This window comes from Spartinivicinus ruber (genome assembly GCF_011009015.1).
In the GTDB taxonomy this organism is placed as follows: Bacteria; Pseudomonadota; Gammaproteobacteria; order Pseudomonadales; family Zooshikellaceae; genus Spartinivicinus; species Spartinivicinus ruber.
Genome location: NZ_CP048878.1, coordinates 813,893 through 836,427, shown reverse-complemented (window position 1 = coordinate 836,427; position 22,535 = coordinate 813,893). Strand labels below are relative to the sequence as shown.

At 43.9% G+C, this 22,535-nt stretch carries 19 protein-coding genes; 5 read left to right on the top strand and 14 right to left on the bottom strand.

Annotation, left to right across the window (positions count from 1 at the left end):
• The first annotated feature begins 68 nt into the window (after positions 1-68).
• The 5 genes from dusB to G4Y78_RS03770 all read left to right on the top strand — a co-directional run bounded on the left by dusB (position 69) and on the right by G4Y78_RS03770 (position 7,288).
• Positions 69-1,058: a tRNA dihydrouridine synthase DusB gene (gene dusB, locus G4Y78_RS03790; RefSeq protein ID WP_163831768.1), complete on the top strand. Its 990-nt coding sequence runs from the start codon at positions 69-71 to the stop codon at positions 1,056-1,058.
• A complete protein-coding gene (gene fis / locus G4Y78_RS03785) occupies positions 1,055-1,375 on the top strand; it encodes a DNA-binding transcriptional regulator Fis (RefSeq protein WP_163831767.1) in 321 nt (106 codons plus the stop codon). The genes dusB and fis overlap by 4 nt, the downstream gene beginning before the upstream one ends.
• A gap of 77 nt (positions 1,376-1,452) precedes the next feature.
• Entirely contained in the window at positions 1,453-3,030 is a 1,578-nt protein-coding gene (gene purH, locus G4Y78_RS03780) for a bifunctional phosphoribosylaminoimidazolecarboxamide formyltransferase/IMP cyclohydrolase (protein WP_163831766.1), read from the top strand.
• A gap of 14 nt (positions 3,031-3,044) precedes the next feature.
• Complete coding sequence (purD, locus tag G4Y78_RS03775; RefSeq protein ID WP_163831765.1) at positions 3,045-4,331, top strand: phosphoribosylamine--glycine ligase; 1,287 nt, start codon at positions 3,045-3,047, stop codon at positions 4,329-4,331.
• A 140-nt stretch (positions 4,332-4,471) separates the two neighbouring features.
• Entirely contained in the window at positions 4,472-7,288 is a 2,817-nt protein-coding gene (locus tag G4Y78_RS03770) for a hybrid sensor histidine kinase/response regulator (RefSeq protein ID WP_163831764.1), read from the top strand.
• Between the two features lie 9 nt (positions 7,289-7,297).
• Here the strand turns inward: G4Y78_RS03770 and G4Y78_RS03765 are convergent, their stop codons facing one another.
• The 14 genes from G4Y78_RS03765 to hflK form a co-directional block, all read right to left on the bottom strand.
• The gene (locus G4Y78_RS03765; protein WP_163831763.1) at positions 7,298-8,167 is read right to left on the bottom strand and encodes a hypothetical protein; all 870 of its coding nucleotides are present in this window, start codon (positions 8,165-8,167) and stop codon (positions 7,298-7,300) included.
• A 142-nt stretch (positions 8,168-8,309) separates the two neighbouring features.
• Positions 8,310-9,704, bottom strand: a complete 1,395-nt coding sequence (gene dnaB / locus G4Y78_RS03760) for a replicative DNA helicase (RefSeq protein WP_163831762.1) — start codon at positions 9,702-9,704, stop codon at positions 8,310-8,312.
• A gap of 170 nt (positions 9,705-9,874) precedes the next feature.
• Positions 9,875-10,321, bottom strand: coding sequence for a 50S ribosomal protein L9 (gene rplI / locus G4Y78_RS03755; protein WP_163831761.1), 447 nt, complete (start codon positions 10,319-10,321; stop codon positions 9,875-9,877).
• Between the two features lie 28 nt (positions 10,322-10,349).
• Positions 10,350-11,231, bottom strand: coding sequence for a hypothetical protein (locus tag G4Y78_RS03750; RefSeq protein ID WP_163831760.1), 882 nt, complete (start codon positions 11,229-11,231; stop codon positions 10,350-10,352).
• Positions 11,232-11,271: 40 nt separating this feature from the next.
• Entirely contained in the window at positions 11,272-11,496 is a 225-nt protein-coding gene (gene rpsR / locus G4Y78_RS03745; protein WP_163831759.1) for a 30S ribosomal protein S18, read from the bottom strand.
• Between the two features lie 41 nt (positions 11,497-11,537).
• Positions 11,538-11,939 (bottom strand): 30S ribosomal protein S6, encoded by a 402-nt coding sequence (gene rpsF / locus G4Y78_RS03740; protein ID WP_163831758.1) that lies wholly within the window; start codon positions 11,937-11,939, stop codon positions 11,538-11,540.
• Between the two features lie 302 nt (positions 11,940-12,241).
• Positions 12,242-13,207 carry a D-2-hydroxyacid dehydrogenase gene (locus G4Y78_RS03735; protein WP_163831757.1) on the bottom strand — a complete coding sequence of 322 codons (966 nt, stop codon included), beginning with the start codon at positions 13,205-13,207 and terminating at the stop codon, positions 12,242-12,244.
• Between the two features lie 6 nt (positions 13,208-13,213).
• On the bottom strand, positions 13,214-13,975 hold the full coding sequence (gene rlmB, locus G4Y78_RS03730; protein ID WP_163831756.1) for a 23S rRNA (guanosine(2251)-2'-O)-methyltransferase RlmB: 762 nt from the start codon (positions 13,973-13,975) through the stop codon (positions 13,214-13,216).
• A gap of 68 nt (positions 13,976-14,043) precedes the next feature.
• Positions 14,044-16,569, bottom strand: a complete 2,526-nt coding sequence (gene rnr, locus G4Y78_RS03725; protein ID WP_163831755.1) for a ribonuclease R — start codon at positions 16,567-16,569, stop codon at positions 14,044-14,046.
• A gap of 600 nt (positions 16,570-17,169) precedes the next feature.
• A complete protein-coding gene (locus tag G4Y78_RS03720; RefSeq protein ID WP_163831754.1) occupies positions 17,170-18,462 on the bottom strand; it encodes an adenylosuccinate synthase in 1,293 nt (430 codons plus the stop codon).
• A 112-nt stretch (positions 18,463-18,574) separates the two neighbouring features.
• On the bottom strand, positions 18,575-19,747 hold the full coding sequence (locus G4Y78_RS03715; protein ID WP_163831753.1) for an ATP phosphoribosyltransferase regulatory subunit: 1,173 nt from the start codon (positions 19,745-19,747) through the stop codon (positions 18,575-18,577).
• A gap of 174 nt (positions 19,748-19,921) precedes the next feature.
• Positions 19,922-20,116 (bottom strand): DUF2065 domain-containing protein, encoded by a 195-nt coding sequence (locus G4Y78_RS03710; protein ID WP_163831752.1) that lies wholly within the window; start codon positions 20,114-20,116, stop codon positions 19,922-19,924.
• Positions 20,117-20,283: 167 nt separating this feature from the next.
• Positions 20,284-21,360 (bottom strand): protease modulator HflC, encoded by a 1,077-nt coding sequence (gene hflC, locus G4Y78_RS03705; protein WP_163831751.1) that lies wholly within the window; start codon positions 21,358-21,360, stop codon positions 20,284-20,286.
• Positions 21,357-22,535, bottom strand: a complete 1,179-nt coding sequence (hflK, locus tag G4Y78_RS03700) for an FtsH protease activity modulator HflK (protein ID WP_163831750.1) — start codon at positions 22,533-22,535, stop codon at positions 21,357-21,359. The genes hflC and hflK overlap by 4 nt, the downstream gene beginning before the upstream one ends.

Sequence of the window (22,535 nt, the reverse complement as noted above, 5' to 3'; positions counted from 1 at the left end):
ATATTATCTGATATGTTTGATTGATGGCGCGATTTGCTTAAATATTAATCAGACACTAAAGGCTAAATGTGCTCCAAATTGGCCCTTATACAATTGAGCCGCCTGTTGTACTTGCACCCATGGCAGGTGTAACCGACAGGCCTTTTAGGCAGCTATGCAAACGCATGGGGGCCGGCCTGGTTGTGTCTGAAATGGTAACGTCTGATACCCGCTTATGGCACAGTCGAAAATCTCAACTTCGCTTGGATCATACTGGCGAAACAGAGCCTCGCTCAGTGCAAATTGCGGGTGGTGACCCAAAGATGATGGCGGAAGCTGCCTCCATGAACGCTGATCGAGGCGCTCAAATCATTGATATTAATATGGGTTGCCCCGCTAAAAAAGTATGCAATAAAGCGGCAGGTTCAGCGTTACTGAAAGACGAACAATTAGTAGAAGCTATTTTAAAAGCGGTTGTTCAGGCTGTCCCCCTACCGGTCACCCTGAAAATCCGCACCGGTTGGGATCAAGCAAACCGTAATGGTACAACCATTGCTAAAATTGCTGAGGATTGTGGTATCGCGGCGCTGGCTGTCCACGGCCGAACTAGGGCCTGTGGTTATAAAGGCGAAGTTGAATACGACACAATCGCAGCAATCAAACAATCGATGAGTATCCCTGTTATTGCTAATGGAGATATTCGATCACCTGAACAAGCCAAAGCGGTTTTAGATTACACCGGTGCTGACGCGGTAATGATCGGCCGGGCTGCTCAAGGGCGACCCTGGCTCTTTCAAGAAATTAACCATTTCCTGCAAACAGGCTCACATTTACCGCCTCCCAGCCTCAGTGAAATCAAAGCAATACTGCTCACACATTTGGATCACCTATATCAGTTTTATGGCGACTATATGGGGATACGTATTGCTAGAAAACACGTCGGCTGGTACCTGGCAGCGCAACCTGGTGGAAGCTGTTTTCGCAAACAGTTTAACCAGCTTGAAACAATTAGTGCTCAGCGCGCCTGCGTTCAGGAGTATTTTGAACGTTTAATTAACGGAGAGGACATTGCGGCATGACTGCATCTGAAACTACTTCTCAAGAACAAGCTCACTCTGCAACTGAAAACCATGAGCTTCGTCAACACTTGACAAGTCCGGAGCAAGAGTCACAGACATTACGTGACAGTGTAGAAAAAGCTCTAAGTAATTATTTTTCTCACCTCGAGGGCCAGACAGTAACTGACGTTTATCAAATGGTACTTTCTGAGGTTGAGGCTCCACTGCTGGAAGTGGTCATGGGCTACGTCAAAGGCAACCAAACCAAAGCTTCTCAGATTCTTGGCTTGAACCGAGGCACACTTCGGAAAAAGCTAAAGCAGTATGGCCTGCTATAATTAGTTCAAAAAACAAAGGCGGATTTTATCCGCCTTTTTTATTTAACTTAAAAAATCTGCCACCCTGTAATATCGCTATGCACACCCCAACTATTCAACGCGCTTTAATCAGTGTTTCTGATAAAACTGGCATTGTAGAGTTTGCCACTGCACTTCACCAACAAGGTATTGAAATCCTCTCCACTGGTGGCACATTTAAGCTGCTTAAGGAAAACTCAATTCCTGCTGTTGAGGTTTCTGATTACACAGGTTTTCCTGAAATGATGGATGGCCGAGTAAAAACCTTACACCCAAAAGTACATGGCGCTATCTTAGGCCGACGAGGCCAAGATGACCAGGTGATGGCTGAACATAGCATTAAGCCCATTGACCTGGTTGTAGTCAATCTCTATCCATTTTCACAAACTGTTGCCAAGCCAGACTGCTTGCTATCAGATGCGATAGAAAATATCGACATCGGTGGCCCAACTATGGTGCGAGCAGCAGCGAAAAACTTTAAAGATGTCGCTATCATCGTTAACAGCACCGACTATTCAGCCATACTAGAAGAGTTGGCTGAAAACAACCATAGTTTGAATGACCGCACTCGCTTCGACCTGGCAGTAAAAGCCTTTGAACATACAGCTGGTTACGACGCAGCTATTGCCAACTATCTAGGCAAACAGATCTTGCAGACTGGTGACCAGTCAACTGCGTTCCCTCGCACATTGAATTTGCAGCTCAATAAAGTAGAAGACATGCGTTATGGGGAAAATCCTCACCAACAAGCCGCTTTTTATGTAGAAGCCACTCCAGTTGAGGCTAGTGTCTCCACCGCCAAACAGTTGCAAGGCAAGGCGCTATCCTTCAACAATGTAGCTGATACAGATGCCGCATTAGAATGTGTTAAAGCCTTTGTAGAGCCAGCCTGCGTCATCGTTAAGCATGCTAACCCCTGTGGTGTCGCGGTAAGCAGCGATATTTTGCAGGCCTATAACCTAGCCTACCAAACTGATCCAACCTCTGCCTTTGGGGGCATCATTGCGTTTAACCGACCATTAGATTCTCTCACTGCTCAAGCGATTATTGAGCGTCAATTTGTTGAAGTGATTATTGCTCCAGCCATAGATGAGCCAGCACTTGCCGTTCTTAACCAAAAACAAAATGTACGTGTCTTGGTATGTGGTGATCTACCTACAGTGCCTAGCCCTCAGCTTGACTACAAACGGGTAAACGGCGGCCTGCTAGTTCAAGACAGCGATATCCATCAGGTTCGTATGGAAGACTTAAAAGTTGTTACTGACCGCGCTCCCACAGAAGAAGAGTTAGCTGATCTGAAGTTTGCTTGGAATGTAGCGAAATTTGTGAAGTCCAATGCCATCGTTTATGCCAAAAACGGCCAAACCATTGGCGTAGGTGCAGGACAAATGAGCCGGGTGTACAGCGCTAAAATTGCAGGCATTAAAGCCAAAGATGAAAACTTAACCGTTGCTGGCTCAGTAATGGCGTCTGATGCATTTTTCCCTTTCAGAGATGGCATTGATGCCGCAGCTGCTGCTGGCATTACTGCCGTGATTCAGCCCGGTGGTTCGATGCGTGATGAAGAAGTCATCCAAGCTGCTAACGAAGCAGGTATGGCTATGGTGTTTACTAGTGTTCGTCACTTCCGCCACTAAGGTTAGGTAACAGAATGAAAGTATTAATTATTGGTAGTGGTGGGCGTGAACATGCCCTCGCCTGGAAAGTAGCTCAAGGTGAGCAAGTCACTGAAGTGTTTGTTGCCCCAGGTAATGCAGGTACAGCACTGGAGCCTAAGCTGACCAACGTGGCAATTGACGTCTTAGCTATTGATGAACTCATAGCATTTGCCCAAGCCAAGAATATTGGTCTTACCATTGTTGGGCCTGAAGCGCCATTGGTGGCAGGTGTCGTAGATGCCTTTGATTCAGCAGGTTTAGCCTGTTTTGGCCCCACTAAAGGAGCAGCCCAACTGGAAGGCTCAAAAGCCTTTACCAAAGACTTTTTAGCAAGACACCAGATTCCTACCGCCGAATACCAAAACTTCACTGAAATTGAGCCAGCCAAAGCTTATATCCAAGAAAAAGGTACCCCTATAGTGATCAAGGCCGACGGCTTAGCTGCTGGTAAAGGCGTTATCATTGCCCAAACTGAAGCTGAAGCTTTTGCCGCTATTGAAGATATGTTGGCAGGTAATGCCTTTGGTGAAGCCGGCCATCGAGTGGTGGTTGAGGAGTTTTTACAAGGAGAAGAAGCCAGTTTTATCGTAATGGTTGATGGCGAACAGGTATTACCTTTGGCCTCTTCACAAGACCATAAGGCCCGCGATGATGGTGATAAAGGCCCTAATACTGGTGGAATGGGTGCTTATTCACCCGCTCCAGTCGTCACTCCAGAAATTCACCAGCGAGCCATGGAAGAAGTGATCATGCCAACAGTTCGGGGCATGACTGCCGAAGGTAACCGCTACCGAGGCTTTCTATATGCTGGTTTGATGATTGCCAGCGACGGAACCCCCAAAGTGCTTGAGTACAACTGCCGGTTTGGCGACCCAGAAACGCAACCCATCATGATGCGTCTAAAGTCTAGCCTGTCCAAGCTCTGCCTCGCTGCTATTGAAGGCAAGCTGAATCAAGCCAAGTGCGAATGGGACGAGCAAGTCGCTTTAGGTGTGGTGATGGCAGCAGGTGGTTATCCAGAAAGCTATGCCAAAGGCGATATAATTAGCGGCCTGGATAATCTCACCCATGTTAAGGTCTTTCATGCAGGCACCAAACAGCAGGATGGCCAGGTTGTTACCAATGGTGGCCGAGTATTATGCGTAACGGCTTTAGGTAAGACTGTTCAACAAGCCCAAGATGCGGCTTATCAGGCAATCGAGCAAATTTCTTGGAATAATGCTTATTATCGAAAAGATATTGGTCACAAGGCTATTGCCAGAGAACAAGCTAAGTCATAATCAAAAGAGCCTGTTGACACTTGCTCACTATACAAACAAATGCCAACAGGCCCTGACTAAATAACTTTATGAAATACTCAGGTTAGACAACCTTTTAACGTTCGTTATAATGCTAATTTAATCTAGAAGGGATATCGCTCGTGCACAGGTCTGAAGTACAGGCTAGCCGCCACAAAATACTCCGATGCCTGCTCGCGATATTGCTCTGGGTTTGCCTTCCTGCAACAGCCGAAGTTGTTATCAAAAACACCAACTACCAAGTTGACCTTGCCAATTATTTTGAATTTTATGAAGACAAAAAGGCACTGCTAACTATTGAGCAGGTAAGATCAGAAGCTTACACTCATCGATTTTCACCCTACCGGCAAAAATTTTTCCAGTTTGATCAAAGCCATTCGGCAATCTGGCTTCGTACAACGATTCATAACAACACAGCCACAGCTCAATCTCCTTTTATCACTTTACTAGGTGCTGATATCAATTGGCTTGATGCTTATGTTGAACAGGACAGCCAACTAAAAAAAGTGAATACAGGAGACCAACAGCTGTTAGATGGCCAATTAGCCAGCCACCACCGCCTGCTGATTCCACTACACTTGGCCCCTAATCAAACAGCAGTGGTCTTCTTACGCGTTCAGTCACAGCAGTCCCTCAACTTTACCAGCTACTTAAAGTCACCTGCCCAGGCACTAGTAAGCAGCAACCGCAGTCAATGGTTAAGCGGCTTATTATTTGGCCTGTTTTGTTGTGTCGCTATTTATAACTTGCTGGCGTTTTTTCACTTAAAAGAACGCAACTTTTTGTATATGTTTGCCTTAGTTAGCTGCTCCCTAATATTCCAAGGTTCCTGGCAAGGAGTGTTCAGCCAATTCAGTTCCCTATCCTTTGCCTCACAATCACAGCTTAGTGATATCGCCCTATTACTTGGCTGCGCTTTTGCCAGCCACTTGAATCGACGTTACTATCAAATAGGGATCGACCACCCTAAACTTGACCTTTATTTTGCCTGGCTTTGTGGTGCCTGCCTGCTTGCCACACTATTTAGTACTCTTTTTCCTGCCTGGCAGCCAGCTAAACTCAGCCTATGGCTAACCAGCTTTATCGTATTTAATATTTTTGGCTGCTCACTGTATTTCCTCAAGCAAGGAGATAAATGCGCCCGTTTCATGCTAGCTGCCCAGTCTCCTTGTGCATTAGCTATTTTAATCAATATCGCTCTCACTCTAAATATTATTCAGCTAGCGCCTTATAAAGCAGACTGGTTATTGCTTAGTATCACTAGTTTAACCTTGTTTGGTGTATCCTACGCGTTCAGTTTGCAGTTTCATATACAAGCAAAAGAAAAGCTGGCCGCTGTAGAACAACTTGCCAGACGCCCAAATAACCAGCTTAATCAGGCCGACTTTCTGGGCAAGATCAGCCATGAGTTACGTGGCCCAATGAATGGAATTTTAGGGATGAGCGAATTACTGATGGATACCAGCCTCACCCCCAAACAGCAAGACTATGCCAATACGATTTACCATGCAGGTAATGAGCTACTAAACCAGCTAAACCAAATGCTCGATATCAGTCGCTTAGAACAGCATGCATTACAGCTGGAAAACACTGATTTTGAATTGCCAGGATTAATCGAAGCTTGCGTTAATATGTTCCGACTAACAGCTGAGCAACGCAGTATTGAGCTGATCAGCTATCTGCAGCCAGATGTTCCAGCTATTATTAATAGCGACCCCAACCGGCTTCAGCAAATTTTGCTTTCGTTGCTAAACCATGCATTTAAACAAACCACTGCAGGCGAAATATTACTGGCAGGTACGGCCGAACAATACGAGCAAGGCCAACAGTTACGTATTGTTGTCAAAGATACCAGCGATGGCATGAGCCAATTTGAAAGACAACAGTTGCTAAGTAAAAAAGTGACAACAACTGAATTACTTAACAGCAACCAGCCTGATATTGCCATTGGAATTATTGTCGCTAAAGCCTTGATTCAACAAATGGGCGGCACCTTTAGTATTAACAGTGAAATCGGCATTGGCACCACTTTTTGTTTTACCCTGCCGCTTGCGCCTGTCAAACAAGCTAAACAACCTCAACAGGAGTTTGACTTTAAAGGGGTTCGTGTGCTTGTGGTTGATGATAATGAAACTTGTCGTAAAGTACTGACCCAGCAATGTCTTAGCCTTGGCATGGATGTTACTTCTGCCAAAAATGGTAAAGAAGCATTAGCTTTATTGCGAACCAAAGCGAACTTACAAGCACATTATGACTTGGTTATTTTAGATCAAAATATGCCGGTTATGAATGGGCTACAACTGTCGGCCAAAATAAAAGAAGACCCCAATATTAGTAATGATGTATTGGTAATCATGCTTACTGGCGTCAGCCACATGCCTAGTATTATTGAAGCCAGAAATGCCGGGGTTAAACGAATTCTAACCAAACCTATTGCTCACTATACCTTGGAAAGTGCCTTAAAAGAGGAGCTAGTTAAATTCCAGCCACAGTCAAGCATGATGGCTAAAGATTTCCTCACTCATCATGAGCTTCCACAAAACTTAAAAGTTTTAGTGGTTGAAGATAATCCTACCAGTACCAAAGTCATTAAAGGAATGCTTGCCAAGTTGAATGTCACACCTAAAGTGGCAACCAATGGCAATGAGGCCGTTGAAGCGTTTAAAAATCAACGTTTCCAAATTATTTTTATGGATTGTGAAATGCCTATTATGGATGGCTTCGAGGCTACCGAGCGCATCCGCCAATGGGAACAACAGCATAGTTTGCCCCCTACTCCAATTATTGCCCTTACCGCCCATGGCATACAGGATCAAAAGCAGCGGATTGCTGCAGTAGGCATGAATGGCCAGCTCACTAAACCTCTTGAACTGGTCGCACTTCAGGAAACTCTACAAGTCTGGGCATTACCCAGAGTAGAACCTGTGGTCGAAAGCTAGCCTCTCTTATTAAACATCAAATGACTCGATAATCTGTCGCTCTTGATCACTTAATGCTACTTGCCTGAACTGGTCAATAGCAACTGACGTATTTGTTGCTACTGGTTCTTCTGCTTCATTGGCCACAACTGCATCAGCCGTATTGCTGTTAGCCTGGTCAGCTGTCACCTGATTATTTGCGTTAGCTGACTGGTTCGGATTAGGGATGGCCACCACATCTGCGTTATTAGCCTGAATATTATTCTCATTGGCAGCTGTTATTTCATTATCTACATTAGCACTCACATTAAGACTTTGTTCAGCTGTGTTAGATTGATTTTGTTGTGCCTGATTATTTTCGTCAGCATCAGGAACGACTTCCCGAATATCAACTGCTAACACAACTTCATTATTATTGTTGTTAGCTGAGGTATTGAGAGAGGTTTGATTTGCCGTAGGTTGCTGAGTGGTTAAGTTGTTCTGTACAGGTGGTGGATTAGCGGTAGTTGAATTGGGGCTCTCAGCATCAGTCTGTTGCACCTGCTGCTGTGGTGCTTGCAAAGTCTCTCTTGGCTGCGTAGCGGCACCAGACTCATCTGCCCTAACATCATTACTGACCGCTACTTGAGCCTGCTGTGGCTCATTATTCAGCCTGACTGTCACAGGTGGTCCATCCACAGCAGTGGACTGGGCACTAGGGGGAGGCGGCTCTGAAAGGGTGATTGGTTGAGTTGCTAAATTTGCTTGCGAGGCAAATGTATTACGTGCTTCCCGGCTGATTTGTACTTCAATACCTGCTGGTTGCTGTACCCTGGCTTCCCGCTGCTGTTGCTCCTGATTTAGCTCAGGACGCTGAAGCAACCTATTTGACGCCAGTGATGAAGTATGACCCACTTCCATAGTATAAGCCCCACCATTAACCTTGGCTGATACCCATTTTATAGCATATCCAGTCAGGTTATTTTACTGGTGGTTAGATGGTTTACTAATAACAGTCAGAGCTAAAGCTATTTCAGCTGCAAGGGACTAAAACCATGCCTATTTACTCAAAACCCTCATAAGCCCCAGGCGCTAAATTCTCAAACCGGGTGTACTTGCCAATAAAGGCTAGCTTAACGGCCCCTATGGGACCATTCCGCTGCTTACCAATAATGATTTCTGCTACTCCCTTTTGCTCAGTATCAGGGTTATAGACTTCATCCCGGTAAACAAACATGATTACGTCAGCATCCTGCTCAATCGCTCCCGACTCCCGCAAGTCGGAGTTAACTGGGCGTTTGTTAGGCCGCTGCTCAAGGCTCCGATTCAACTGAGAAAGAGCAACAACTGGAGTATTAAACTCTTTGGCCAGCGCCTTTAAGGATCGGGAAATTTCAGAAATTTCGTTGGTACGACCTTCAGAGCTACCAGGTACCTGCATCAGCTGCAGGTAATCCACCATCACCAGGCCTAAGTCACCATGTTCCCGAACAATGCGCCGCGCTCTTGAGCGCATTTCAGTTGGGCTGATACCTGCCGTATCATCCACAAACAATTTCTTCTCGTTGACCATGTTTACTGCCGCCGCCAGCTTTGGCCAATCATCTTCTTCCAGCTTACCAGTACGTACTTTGGTCTGGTCAATTCGCCCAAGTGAGGACAGCATCCGCATCATCAACTGCTCTGCTGGCATCTCTAAACTAAAAACCAAAACTGATTTGTCAGAGTTAAGCAATGCATTCTCTACCAGGTTCATTGCAAAGGTCGTTTTACCCATCGATGGACGACCTGCCACGATCACCATATCTGAAGGCTGTAACCCTGCAGTCATTTCATCCAGATCAGTAAAACCTGTGGTGATACCTGTTAAACTGTCACCTGCATTGAATAACTCATCAATTCTATCAATAGCTTTATTCAGTAGTTCTTTTACTCCAACTGGCCCACCATCTTTCGGCCTGTCTTCTGCAATTTGAAAAACTTCACGCTCGGCCTCATCAAGAATTTCGCTACTGGATCGCCCACCAGTGTTATAAGCCCGATCAGCAATCCCCTGGCTAACTTTGATCAGTCGACGCAAAATTGACCGTTCATAAACAATATCGGCATAAGCACGAATATTTGCGGTGCTGGGTGTGTTTTGTGCCAAATCGGTTAAATAGGCTAAGCCTCCACTACCCTCTAATTGGTCAAGCTGAGTTAGCTCTTCTACTATGGTGACGGGGTCAAAAGGCTTCCCAGCTGCTACAGCACTGGCAATAATGCGGAAAATATGTTGATGGGGACGATGATAAAAATCGACAGAGGTAATGCGGTCTGATATAGAGTCCCAGGCACTATTATCTAATAACAGCCCACCAATGACGGACTGCTCGGCCTCTAAAGAGTGAGGTGACTCCCGCAGTGATAGGGTTGTCTGTTCAGCTTGTTCAGTTTCTAGCGAAGGGCCTTGATCCATTGCCTACTCGGTATTCAGCTTAAGATAGGGAATAGATAATTAATCTATACACTACAAGCAGTGTAGTTAGATTGAATTATAGAAAAGTGCTTATAACACAGAATAAAAAGCACTCGCAATTGCAATGGGTGCGAGTGCTTTTTACATACTGAGTAATTAATTTTATTAAATTACTCAGCTTCTACGAAAACCTTCAGAGTTGCATCAACATCTGTGTGCAAGTGAATACTTACATCAAACTCACCTATGTGACGCAACGGCCCTTCAGGAAGACGGATCTCACTCTTACTGACTTCAACACCAGCTGCAGAAATAGCATCAGCCAAGTCACGAGTACCAATAGATCCGAATAGTTTGCCTTCGTCGCCGGCTTTCGCAGTTAAGGTCAGCGCCAATTCGCTGATAGCCTCGGCCCGCTTTTGTGCAGCAGTTAAGTTTTCTGCTGCAACTTTTTCCAGCTCAGCACGACGAGCTTCAAACTCAGCCACATTCGTTTTAGTGGCTGGAACCGCTTTATTGAAAGGAATCAGAAAGTTTCGGCCATAGCCTGGCTTAACTGAAACCTTGTCACCTAAATTGCCAAGATTGGCAATTTTTTCTAACAAAATCACTTCCATCTTGCTTACCTCAAGATTTTTATCCCTCTTAGCGGCCTATTGGCTTATTCATTCGGCGTCGAAAGTCAATAAAGCTATCTAAGAGGGCAACTAAAACCGTAAAAGGAAACATAACTTGGGCAAAAACCACCTGAATCAAGTAGAACACGGCTAAACCCAAGGCACTATTACTCTGTAAAGCAATGATCGAGTGGAACATCGCCAGCCCTGAAAAAAACAGGGGTGTTAAACCAATCAGCAGTACCGTAGCAAAGCCCACGTTGATATTCATCCCTACTATTACTATCAACAGTATTGCGATAGCCAATTTAGGAGGAATCCGTAACTGGAACAGCTCTTTATGAAACCCACCGGGCACATAGAGTGCTGATTGCCACCACCGAGCTAGCATTAATGCAGCTACGGCTAACAGCTGATGTAGCCAAGCATTAGCACCAGCAACCACCTTCAATAACAACGCTTGAAACTGCTGGCTTATTGCTGCACCACCCTGCTTATCGAGCTGCTTATAAAAGCCCGCCTGGGTGAGTACTTGGTGTAGCTGATCAGCAATAGTCTTTAAAAGGTCTGCTTGAAATGTTAGTAACACTAACATCATTGCCAGCCCAATCAAGATGCTGACTAATAAAGTCAGCAACCAAGACATTGAGCGCCTTAATACCACAGCTAACAAGCTAGCACCCAGGATAGTTATCAATGGGCTGAAGTCCTGTCGAAAGACAACCAACCCCACAGCAGGCATCAAGCCCCAAGCCAAAATCATGCTGCCTGACTGCCAACCTCGACGTAAAATAATCAAGGCTACCGTAGCCGCACTTAACCAATAAGTGAAAGGCACTATAGCAGACACAGCGGCTACACCCGCTGCGTGCTTAGGGCTACGCATGATAAATTCAGCCAGGCCTCGCATTATGTTTCCTTTACACTAAACAACTGTCGCCGGCTAATAATTAGTGGCGATCAGTGTATGGCAATAATGCGATATAACGTGCGCGCTTAACGGCAGTTGCCAGTTGTCGCTGATACTTCGCTTTAGTACCTGTAATCCGGCTTGGAACGATCTTGCCAGTTTCAGAAATATAAGCTTTCAGGGTATTGGTATCTTTGTAATCGATTTCCTTTACGCCTTCAGCGGTAAAGCGGCAAAACTTTCTGCGACGAAAAAAACGTGCCATAGCAACGTCTCCTATAAAATGTTAGGAAAAACCCAGGTGAATTAATCTTCCGCTTGATCAACTTCTTCGGTTTGATCAACTTGATCAGCTTTTGACTGATCATCACGACGCTGCTCACGAGTATCTTCTGGCTTCATGATAATTGAAGGCTCAGTAATTGCCTCGTTACGACGTACCACCATATGGCGAATAACTGCATCGTTGAAACGGAAAGAGTTTTGCAATTCATCCAGAGCTTCATTGCCACACTCAACGTTCATCATCACATAGTGTGCTTTATGAACTTTCTGAATTGGGTAAGCAAGCTGGCGACGTCCCCAATCTTCTAAACGATGGATCTTACCTTCACCCTGTTCAATCAGCTTGGTATAGCGATCGACCATGGCGCCAACTTGTTCACTTTGATCAGGGTGAACGAGAAACACAATTTCATAATGACGCATAGCATCTCCTTTCGGATTAATAGCCTTCTGCTCAAGCCAACAGCACTATTGCTATTAACCGCAGTAAGGCAAGGAGCTAAATAGTTGCTTAATAGCATTTCAATGCTTTAAAGCAACTTAACTGGTTAGCCTGAATTGATTGTTGAAAGCATATCCAGGCTTAAGTGAACCGCGCATTCTAGTGAAGCTGGGCACAACTTGCAAGCAACTACAAGCTTAGCCTGAATTTGCTACTGGTGGCTATTATCAAGCTATAGAGGCAAGAGAAGTCCCTTTTAGTGACAATCTATATTAGAAAGGTGCTAACAGACCTGGTTAATTGGTTCTCCTGCCAAAAAAGCCGCTAAGTTTTCACCAGCCATATTCACTAAGGCTTGTCGAGCAGTTTGAGTTCCCCAGGCATTATGCGGGGTAATATAGAGATTAGGGATATCAGGCTTAAATAATAAATGCTCCAAGGGTGGAGGCTCCTCACTCACCACATCCAAGGCTGCCCCACCCAGTAACCCCACTTTTAAAGCATCTATCAGCGCTTGCTCTTCTATTAGCCCACCACGAGCAGTATTGACCAGCAAAGCACCTGGTTTAACCAAACGTAAAGTATGGCGGTTAAATAAATATTCGGTTTGCTCAGTTAACGGGCAATGCAAAGAAATAACATCAGCCAATGGTAAAGCCATTTCAAATGGCAACCGCTCAATTCCCTTTACTGGCTGACTTTGGTGCCCCTCAAAAGTAGCTGCAACTACCCGCATGCCAAATGCTTTTACCAATGCAGCAACAGCCTGGCCTAGCTCGCCCAAACCAACAATAAGGCAGGTTTTACCAGCCAACTCTAAAATAGGCTTATCTAGCAAACAAAAGTGCTCGCTTTGTTGCCACAGCCCCTGTTTAACCGCAATTAAATAATCTGGCTGACGGGTAGCTAAGTTAAGTATTAACGCTAATGTATGTTGAGCAACACTTTGAGTTCCATACCCCCGCACATTGCTTACAATAACTTGATGTGCTTTTGCCGCCGCTAAATCAATATTATTAGTGCCTGTTGCTAGTACTCCAATATACTTAATTTGTGGATTATCTTTTAAAGTTTGTTCAGTAATCGCAACTTTATTGGTTAAGACAATCTCTGCACCTGCCAACCTGTCATTGAGTTGCTGACCAGTGCTTTGCTCATAACACCACCACTCTAGCAATTGTTGGGTAATTGGCTGCAAGTTGAGATCATCCGGTGCTAATGAAGCCACATCAAGAATAATCCCTTTCATGAACTATTACTCCACAGTTAATTTTTGCTGTAATCGACGCTGGCGAACCGCTTCAAATAAACAAACACCAGTGGCAACTGACACATTAAGACTGGATACAGCGCCCGCCATTGGAATATTGACTAGAAAATCACAGTGCTCTCTGGTTAAACGACGCATACCCTTGCCTTCAGCCCCCATAACCAATGCAATTGCGCCCTTCAATTCAACCTCATAAATCGATTGTTGTACTTCTCCTGCTGTACCTACAATCCAAACACCATTTTCTTGAATTTGCTTAAGAGTTCTCGCCAAGTTGGTAACAGAAAATAATGGTATTACTTCTGCGGCCCCACAGGCCACTTTTCGAACCGTAGCATTTAAACCAGCGGATTTATCTTTAGGAATGATAACCGCATCAACGCCTGCAGCATCAGCAGTACGTAAACAGGCTCCTAAATTATGGGGATCAGTCACTCCATCAAGAATTAACAGCAGCGGCTCATGGGATAAATTTTGCAAAAAGCTTGTTAGCTCTTTTTCACCAGCAGCAGTAATCGGTTTTACTTTTGCTAACACCCCTTGATGCACACCAGTAATATCCCGAAAGTAGTCTTTATCAGGATAACTGACTCGAACACCATGACCATGAGCCAACTCAGTCAGTTTAACTAATCGCTCTGGAAGTTTTTTAGCTCGTTGAATGTTTAACTCAACCACTTGCTCAGGATGTTGTTCAAGTAACGCTTGAACTGCATGTATTCCTATTACCCAATCAGGTTTTGACATATTTTTACAATCAACTACTTTGCAGCCAGCACGTTAAAAAGCTGGCTATGTTATTAATTTACAGTTTTTCACTTAGTAGGCCGTTTTCTCGGCATTTTAACATTATCTGCAGGCACAGCCTGACGAAACTCTGTTTGTTTAGCCGCTTTTTTAGCTGACTTTTTAATTTTATGTTTAGGCTTTTTCTTTTTACCCGTTTTATCCAATTCAGTTTTAGTAGGTTTACGTTTATTTTTGCCACGCCGAGTCTTTTCTTCTGAATCTTTCGTGTGAAATTTTCTTTTAGCGTTTTTTTTAGTTGACTTACTGGTTAATTTTATTTCCTTATTTTTTCCTTTCCGCTTTCCTTTACGTTTAGATGGAGTAAATTCAGCCACCTCAAAGTCAATTTTCTTATCATCTAAATTAACCCGTACCACAGTAACACTAATAGAGTCACCCAAACGGTAAGTGACACCTGTACGCTCTCCTCGCAAACGCTGATGAGCAGGGTCAAAATGATAATAATCACCTGGCAAATTACTAATATGTACCAAGCCTTCAATATAAAAATCAGTTAACTCAACAAAAATACCAAACCCAGTTACTGCAGAGACTACTCCAGGATAAGTTTCACCTATATGAGCTTGGATAAATTCGCACTTCAACCAATCGACAGCATCTCTAGTGGCATCATCCGCACGCCTTTCTGTCATTGAACAGTGCTCACCCAAAGCCATCATATCAGCTGGCTGGTAGGGAAATATATTTTTCTTGGCGATCACTCGAGCGCCTTTTACTCGCTGTACATTCACAGAGTCATTTTTACTGCGAATCACATGACGAATGGCACGGTGCACCAGCAAATCCGGATATCGGCGAATAGGCGAAGTAAAATGGGTATACGCCTGATAAGCCAAACCAAAGTGACCTTTATTTTCTGGCTGGTAAACCGCCTGACTTAATGAGCGCAACAGCATGGTTTGAATAATATGGGCATCAGGCCGATCAGCTATTTGTTCCATTAAATGCTGATAGTCAGCTGGCTTGGGTTTGGCTGACTTTAAGGTCAGCCCCAACTCACCTAAAAAGCTCTTTAAATTAAGCAGCTTTTCCGACTTTGGCCCCTCATGCACACGATATAAAGCCGGCAATTGATGTTTTTCCAAAAACCTAGCAGTGGCAACGTTAGCGCACAACATGCACTCTTCAATTAGCTTATGAGCTTCATTACGTTCCGCTGGAATTATTCGCTCAATTTTACGGTTTTCACCAAAAATAATTTGTGTTTCTGTCGTTTCAAAATCAATAGCACCGCGCTTTTCTCGGGATTCACGTAGCACATGGTACAGATCGAACAAACTATGCAAATCTGGCAGGATTGAGGCAAATTGCTTGCAAAGTGATTGACCTTCCCGAGAGCGAGCCTGGGTCAACATTTTATTAACTTGGTTATAGGTTAGTCGGGCATGGGAATGAATCACTGCCTCATAAAAGCTGTAACCACTTAGCTTTCCTTTAGCACTCACCGTCATTTCGCAAACCATTGCCAGTCTGTCGACTTTAGGGTTTAACGAACATAAGCCATTAGATAATACTTCAGGCAACATCGGCACAACATGCTCTGGAAAGTAAACCGAATTTCCTCGCAAAAATGCTTCTTTATCTAAAGCACTATCCACCTTTACATAATGAGATACGTCAGCGATAGCTACATATAGTCGCCAACCACCACCTCTCTTGGTTTTACAGTAGACAGCATCATCAAAATCTTTTGCATCTTCACCATCAATGGTAACAAAAGGCAGCTGTCGTAAGTCATGGCGCGCTTTTTTATCGGCCTCATCAACATGATCAGTAAATTGCTGAATGTCTCCAATTACTTGTTCCGGCCATTGATGAGGAATATTGTGGGCACGAATGGCCACGTCAATTTCCATGCCTGGTGCCATATGATCACCCAACACCTCCTTAACAATACCGATAGGTTGTCGGTGCAGAGAAGGCTGCTCAACCAGCTCAACTATGACATATTGACCATGTGCCGCTTGGAGTGAGCCTGGCTCTATTTGAATATCAACATTAATTCGTTTGTTATCTGGTACTACAAAAGATGCACCGCTTTCAGTGAAATAGCGGCCAACTAATTGATGGGTGTTGCGTTCCAACACTTCAACAATCACCCCTTCCCTTTTTCCTTTGCGATCTACTGAGGCAACCCGAGCCATAACCCGGTCACCATCCAATACCTGACGCATTTGCTTGGCAGATAAAAATAAATCATCACTGCCATCTTGTGGGATTAAAAAGCCGTAACCATCTCGATGGCCCATTACCAACCCCTGGACTAAGTCCATTTTTGCAGCTAGCCCAAATGCACCTCGACGGGTTTGCAATAACTGGCCATCCCGCTGCATAGCACGTAATCTTCTGCGTAGGGCTTCTTTATGCTCGTCAGAGATTATGTCGAGCTCTTTACAAAGCGCAGCATGGCTTGCAGGCGCTCCTCGTTGGTCGAGTAACTCCATAATAAGTTCTCGACTAGGAATTGGGTTTTCGTATTTTTCTGCTTCTTCCGCTGCTTGCGGATCTTTTTCTTTCCACCATTCAGGCATATTATTACTTTCTTTTTCCTAAAATATTATGGGCTAACAGCTTCAACTTAGCACTGATTAGACCCTTTAAGTTAGTTCAAAACCTCCTTTTTGATGAAGGTCTGTACTTGTCGTAACAAGGATTACGGATGACCTTTAAACCGACAAAGCGTAGCCTCTGCGATTAAAAACCTAAATGTATATTGTCGGTGAGCAATGTGTCGTATTGCATCCTTGTTTATAGGATACAGCACTTATCGTCAACTAAGGAACTCTCAATAACTAACTTGAATTTTCCCCTCAAATCCACCTCGCCTGGCTATATAGCAAATGCTTGACGTGTCATCACTTTTGCACTTTGCGATGCGAGCACTTCGGGGACAAAAAATTCTCGAGTTATTTCACGAGTATTCCTAAAGAATATACCCTGCACTATAGCTATTCAAAATTGAGAGGATTTACTTGGCGGGCTAGCGTTATCTTTGCTTTTATATTTATTTGCTGACTACTTCACTACTGCTTAACAATTACAATTTAACGGATTCATCCATTTAAATACTACCTTGCTTATCTAATAACGCAGAGCAAGGTAGCACTATTTATTAAAAAACTGAGGGTAGCTTAACTAAAAGGATGGCGTAATACAATTGTTTCCTTTCTATCAGGCCCAGTTGAAATTATATCAATTGGCGCTCCCACCAATTCTTCTACGCGCTTAATGTAAGCTTTAGCATTTTCAGGTAGTTGATCGTAAGACTGCAAGCCAATCGTAGACTCTTTCCAACCAGGCATTTCCTCATAAATAGGCTCAACATCTTGATAATTGTCCGCATCAAAGGGTGAGCCAGCCATATTTTCACCCTGGGCTCGATAGCCTTTACAAATTTTAATGGTTTCCAAGCCATCTAACACATCCAGCTTGGTTAAACACAGCCCTGAAATACTATTGATTTGCACCGAATAACGTAACGCTTCAGCATCAAACCAGCCACACCGGCGGGCTCGTCCAGTTGTTGCACCAAATTCATGACCTTTTTCAGCCAGATGCTTGCCAACCCCACAGTCTAATTCCGTTGGGAAGGGGCCTGCTCCAACACGAGTGGTGTAAGCTTTCGTTATGCCTAACACATAATCTAAATACAAAGGGCCAAAACCGCTACCTGTTGCTGTACCACCTGCAGTGGTATTAGATGAAGTAACAAATGGATAAGTACCGTGATCAATATCCAGCAATGATCCCTGAGCACCTTCAAATAAAATATTATCACCTGCTTTACGGTAACTATGTAAATCTTCAACCACATTACTGATCAGAGGAGTAAGCTGTTCTGCCATCACTAAGACATCATCCAGCACTTGCTGATAGTCTAATGGCTGCTCCTGGTAATATTGGGTAAGCACAAAGTTGTGATATTCCATTACCTCTTTTAACTTAGTGGCAAACCGTTCTTTATGTAACAAATCCCCTAACCGAAGGCCGCGTCGAGCTACTTTATCTTCATAAGCAGGGCCAATTCCACGACCAGTGGTGCCAATCTTTTCTTTACCACGGAATTTTTCTCTCGCTAAATCAAGCGCTACATGGAAAGGTAAAATTAATGGGCAAGCAGGACTAAGGCGCAAACGCTCCCTCACAGGAACACCATTTTGCTCTAATTCAGCCATTTCTTTTAACAAAGCATCAGGCGCCAAAACCACACCATTGCCTATATAACACTTGACGTTGTCACGCAAAATGCCAGAAGGAATTAAGTGCAATACGGTTTTTTTACCATCAATTACCAATGTGTGGCCAGCATTATGACCACCTTGGAAGCGAGCAACTGCAGCTACACGCTCTGTCAGCAAATCAACAATTTTTCCTTTGCCTTCATCACCCCATTGTGTGCCAAGCACAACAACATTTTTACCCATGATCACATCTCTAAAGTTTAAATTGACTCAATTAACTTTCAGGACACCTCTAAAAATAGCAATTTTTAGAGTCACCTTTTAATAACTATTCAATCAGTTACCTATTTAAAGCTTACAGTGCAACCACTTGCCAGTTGCCATCGATAAGCTGCATTGTTCGGTTGCAGCCCATCTCTTTTGGCTGCTGAATTTGATCAGGCAGTTCTCTGATTACCCTTTCTCCTTGGGCTCGTAATGCCTGAATAACTTCCAGTGTCACATCAATAGGTGCCCAAATAGCATTATCAGCAGGCTCAACTGGCGTTATTAAATCAAGTAATACTTTCAAATCAGAACTAAACCCAGTTGCAGGGCGAGAGCGCCCAAAAACCTTACCTATTCCATCATAGCGACCACCTTGAGCTACTGCCTGCCCCTGACCTGGAACATAAGCCGCAAATAAAATCCCAGTATGGTAGTTATAACCTCTTAATTCACAGAGATCGAAATAAATAGATAATGACGGGCTAAATTGATGAATAGCTAAGCCCACTTGTTCAAGTGTGCGAATAGCGTTGTGCACGTTTTCATTGGCATTCGATAAAACTTTTCTTGCCTGATTTAAAGCATCAAAATCACCTGCTAACTCAGGCAGCGCCAATAACATATTGGCAACATCAACATCATCAACATAATTAGCCACAAAGCTAGTTAACTCCGTAGCATCTTTACGCTGTAAAATATCAAATAATTCTTGCTGACGTTCTTCAGATAGTTGAGCTTGGGCCACTAAACCACGAAAAATACCCACATGGCCCATATCCAAATAAACATTTTGGATATTTAAGCTGTTGAGTGTCTCTAACAATAAACTAATAACCTCAACATCACTGGCTATGCCACTATGCCCATAAAGCTCTGCACCCACCTGAATAGGACTACGCGAAGCTGCAAGAGAGCAAGGCTTAGTATGAAATACACTGCCTGCATAACAAAGCCTGACAGGACCCTCCCGTTTCAAAGTATGAGCATCCATTCTTGCTACAGAAGGCGTAGTATCCGCACGAAGCCCTAATAAACGGCCTGTCAGCTGATCAATTATTTTAAAGGTTTGTAAGTCAAGGTCATGACCTGCCCCAGCTTGGAGGGATTCCAGGTATTCAAGGTGAGGAGGAATAACCAGGTCATATCCCCAGCAATGGTATAGGTCTAGGAGTTGACGCCTTAGCTGTTCAATTTGCATTGCTGCAGGCGGTAACACTTCATCTATACCGTCCGGCAATAACCAACGATCTGCAACTGTCATGTTATATCCGGCCTTTTATGGATAGTGTCTCTCTTAATTTTTTAAGAATTAATTTGTTGCTGCCTTTTAAGCTGTTTTAACTTAAATTGCTTTAATAAAATCAAACTACCAACTTATTTAGCTTAATTAGCGCACACTTACAATTCATGATTAGGGAAATACTTCTTGATGTATTTACGAGTTAACTAGATATAACAAACCAGTTCCTACTAACATGCTGATCAAGCCTGCCAATCGTAACTGGCGATCCTCAAAGGTTGCTAACTTTGCCACTAAGTCTCGCCAACGGTTGGGATATAAGAAAGGGATTATCCCCTCAATCACCAACATCAGGCAAAATGCAACTAATAACTCGTGCCAAAAACTCATGATTTCCCTTAGGCAATAAAAAAACCGGGTGATGACCCGGTTTGGATGATACTAACATGATTTATCAGCAAAATTGAAGCGATTTCAACCAGCTTGCTCCCAGCTACCTGCCCCCGTTTTTAATCAAGTGAATACAAGCAGCTTATTGATTTCTACAGCTATTCAGCTTACTGACTACTTACTGCACTGGAAGTATTTGCCGCCCCATTAGGTGCTTTTAAGTACTTAAAGAAATCACTATCAGGCTTTAACACCATAATATCACCCTGCTGTTTAAACGCTTGGCGATAAGCTTGCAGACTACGATAAAAGTTATAAAACTCTTGATTACTGCCGTAGGCTTCTGCATAGGTGGCAGCGGCCTCCTGATCACCTTCACCTCGCAACTGCTCTGCTATTTGGTAAGCCTTCGCCAGCAACTCACGGCGTTCACGATCTGCTTCTGCACGAATCTCTTCTGCCTTTTGCTTACCATAAGAGCGAATCTCCTGAGCTTCTTTTTCCCTTTCAGTTACCATCCGCTCATAAACAGAGTCACTGACCTGCTCTGGTAAATCAATACGCTTGAAGCGTACATCAACGATTTCAATACCATACTTTTCTTTGATTTTAACCTGCTCATTCAGGCTCTTTTTAATACTGAAAATCAACCGATCACGCAGATCTGCAGGCTCCTCTTCAGGCGTACTAGAAGCTGCTTGTTGTTTTTGAGAAGCTTTTTGCTCCTCTATTTTAACCTCAACTCCAGAAGCCAGCTGAACAGCAGTGTTATCAAGCACCAAAGTTTCTTGAGCACACTTAAAACGAGAGCGCTTTTTCATATTAGGCTTACCTGAAACCACTTCTTTCAGCTCGCATTGAGCAATTAAGTTACGTAAGCCAGATTCAATTAATTGTGCCAGCAGTCGATTTGCCTGAACAATATTGCCAGATGTTGCTGTATAAAAGCGCTGCACATCAGCAATTCGCCATTTCACAAAAGAGTCAACCACTAACGCCTTTTTTTCTTGAGTAAAAAAGCGCTCTTGCGCCGCATCTAATGTCAGTAATCGACCATCAAAAATTTTCACTTTATCAATAAAAGGAAATTTAAAGTGCAAGCCAGCAGGTACGTCCGGTTTTTTTACCTGCCCAAACCGCAGAACCACTGCTCGCTCACGCTCACTAACAATATAAGCAGACTCCCAGCCAACAATAACAATAGCCAGCGCAATAATAATGGTTGCTAAGCTTTTACCTGTCATCTTGCAACCCTCCCCGTCCGGCTAGAAGAAGTACGCTTACGCAATTGGTCCGCTACTTTGTCAGCAATCTCATTCATTTCTTGCTGGGTAAGCCCAGGCTGACCTAATGAAGAGGCAGAAGCTGAGTTAGCTCCCATCAGTTTATCAAGTGGCAAATACATCAGGTTGTTACCACCTTCTACATCAACAATGACTTTGTTGGTTTCACCTAACACGTCTTGGATAGCTTCTATATACATCCGGCTGCGGGTAATTTCTGGCGCTTTTTGGTACTCAACCAACACTTGCTTGAAGCGAGCAGTTTCACCATTTGCCTTAGCAATTATTTCTGCTTTATAAGCCTGAGCCTCTTCTTCTATCCGCTTACTTTTACCCTTTGCTTGGGGAATAATCGCATTACGGTATGCAATTGCCTTGTTTTGCACCCGCTCACGGTCTTCCCTAGCACGAATCACATCATCAAACGCAGCTTGTACTTCTCGGGGTGGCTGAGTACTTTCTACGTTGACCTTGCTGATATAAAGACCAGACTTATAGTCATTCACATATGTCTGAAGCCTTTCTGCTACTTCAGTAGCAATAAGGCTACGGCCTTCGGTTAAAACCGAGTGCATTTTTGAAGTACCCACCACATGCCGTAAAGCACTTTGTGTTGCCTGTTCTAAAGTACTAATTGGGTCGGCAATTTCCAGCACATAGTCTTTCAGATTGGAAACGTTGTACTGAACGGACAAAGACACCTCGACGATATTTTCGTCTTCAGTCAGCATCTTCTGTCTTACATTGTAGGTACGCAGCTCAGTCACATTTTCCTGATATTTTGAGTCAATAGGAGGAAAATAAAAGTGCAAGCCAGGCCCTACGGTTTCTTTGTACTCACCAAAACGCAAAATAACCACTTGCTCTTTTTCATCTACGGTAAAAGCAGCATTCCAAAAATATAAAATGCCAAGCAAAACAAATGCTAATGGAAAAATTCCGCCAGCACCTGAGCCAGACGACCTACTGCCGCCCTGGCCGCCCCCTTTACCACCAAACAGGCTGCCAATTTTTTCATTTAATTTACGGAAAGCTTCATCCAGATCAGGAGGGCCCTGGTTATTATTACCACGTTTCCCCCCGCTGCCCCAGGGATCTTTATCATTTCCGTTACCACCCGGTTCGTTCCAGGCCAT